Annotated in this window: 3 protein-coding genes; 1 reads left to right on the top strand and 2 read right to left on the bottom strand. The window is 36.0% G+C overall.

The genetic code is table 11. From position 1 onward, the window contains the following. Positions 1 to 224: YkgJ family cysteine cluster protein (locus tag VXQ92_RS17880; RefSeq protein WP_416682711.1), on the bottom strand; the 224-nt coding region annotated here is incomplete at its 3' end. A 91-nt stretch (positions 225 to 315) separates the two neighbouring features. Beyond that, entirely contained in the window at positions 316 to 1113 is a 798-nt protein-coding gene (locus tag VXQ92_RS17875) for an MBL fold metallo-hydrolase (RefSeq protein WP_272306607.1), read from the bottom strand. Between the two features lie 228 nt (positions 1114 to 1341). Between VXQ92_RS17875 and VXQ92_RS17870 the strand changes: the two genes are divergently transcribed. Then, positions 1342 to 1413: hypothetical protein (locus tag VXQ92_RS17870; protein WP_416682712.1), on the top strand; the 72-nt coding region annotated here is incomplete at its 3' end.

The following is a 1413-nucleotide window of genomic DNA, read 5'->3' as shown; positions in this document are numbered from 1 at the left end:
GCATAGATGGAACAACCCACCTCTTTACCAATTTCACCCGTCAAAGCCTGACATCGGGGCTCAGGCTGATTGGTTCCACGCATACATGAATAGACAGGTGTCAAAGGTTCAACTAGATGTTCTTCCATTAACTCGGCCTCAGCCCAGTAAAATGAAACCCGAAAATGTGCACAACATGCCCCACAGCGTAGGCATTCATCTGGAGTCGCAACTTGAGATAACATTTTTATTCAAATTCTCGTCATCAAAAATTTTTCTGCGACGCGAAATCCTAAAAAAATTTCAAATTGGACTCAATATGTCGAACATTATTTTTTATGTTGGACAGCTAAAAATTTGTTCTGTCATTAAATCTACACCGCATGGTAATGTTTCAATCCAGTTTAAAAACTGATTAATCATCTCTTTACCAATAAATGGACTACCGTGCTGAGGGACAATCATTTCAATATCCATCTGACGAACCATGTTGACCCATAAGCGAATGACTTTATTTGAACACATATAACGTTGATGAAAAGCTTTCATTTTCATCACATGGCTATCAAAATCTTTTAGAGGCTGACTTGCATCATCTACGATGGATGCTCCCATATCGCCCGAAAACAAAATTTTAGCAACGGGATCATAAAACTGAAAATTACCCACCGAATGTAGGAAATGCGCTGGAATAATTACAAGTTTCGATTCACCTAATTGAATCACTTGACCACGATCAGGCAGCTCAATCAAACGGTCTTCCCAATTCCCTTTCATACGCTCACTCATAAATGATGAATTTAAGTGAGGTAAAAAACGTGCCCATAATTTTGAGGCCACCACTTTAGCATCGGTATAGACTAACCAGCGGGGCATTGAGGTGATAATGTCTGGATCCTGATGCGAAGCCATCACATAATCAAGATTTTTAAGGCGCGTATATTTATTAAGTTCCATTGTCAACGGAACATAGGTCAAATCACCACCCGGGTCGATCACGGCAGCACGCTCATGATCAATAATTAAAAATTGATTGGCTTGTATGCCTTCCCCTTTGACCAAACTGGTAAAACTGATACATTTGTGTACGCCATTATCAAATAATATCTGTGATGTTGTTTTTTCAAACCCCATAAAATTCCCCAAAAAAAACTTTAAATATTAGATATTTTTATTTCCATAATAAAATAATGGGATTCAATCACTCATGCAATGAATTACTTTATTTTTCTCATAATATTTTAAAATTGATTTTGGTTTTCTTATTTTATAAATGAATCATAATGTTATTTAAAATTAAACTGCAATAAATTAAAATAATTCTCATTATCAAATTTACTTTTTGCGCTGTTTAGGCCTCCCATGACTCAACGCTTTGCTTTTTCAACTTCAAAAACTTTGTTAGCAGTTGCTATTTTTACTTCAATGACAACA

Source organism: Acinetobacter sp. 228 (genome assembly GCF_048147885.1).
This window is presented reverse-complemented; position numbering and strand designations above follow the sequence as displayed.

Excerpts from the sequence above, each read along its gene's own strand:
- VXQ92_RS17875 (WP_272306607.1), bottom strand. The coding sequence starts at position 1,113 with ATGGGGTTTGAAAAAACAACATCACAGATATTATTTGATAATGGCGTA.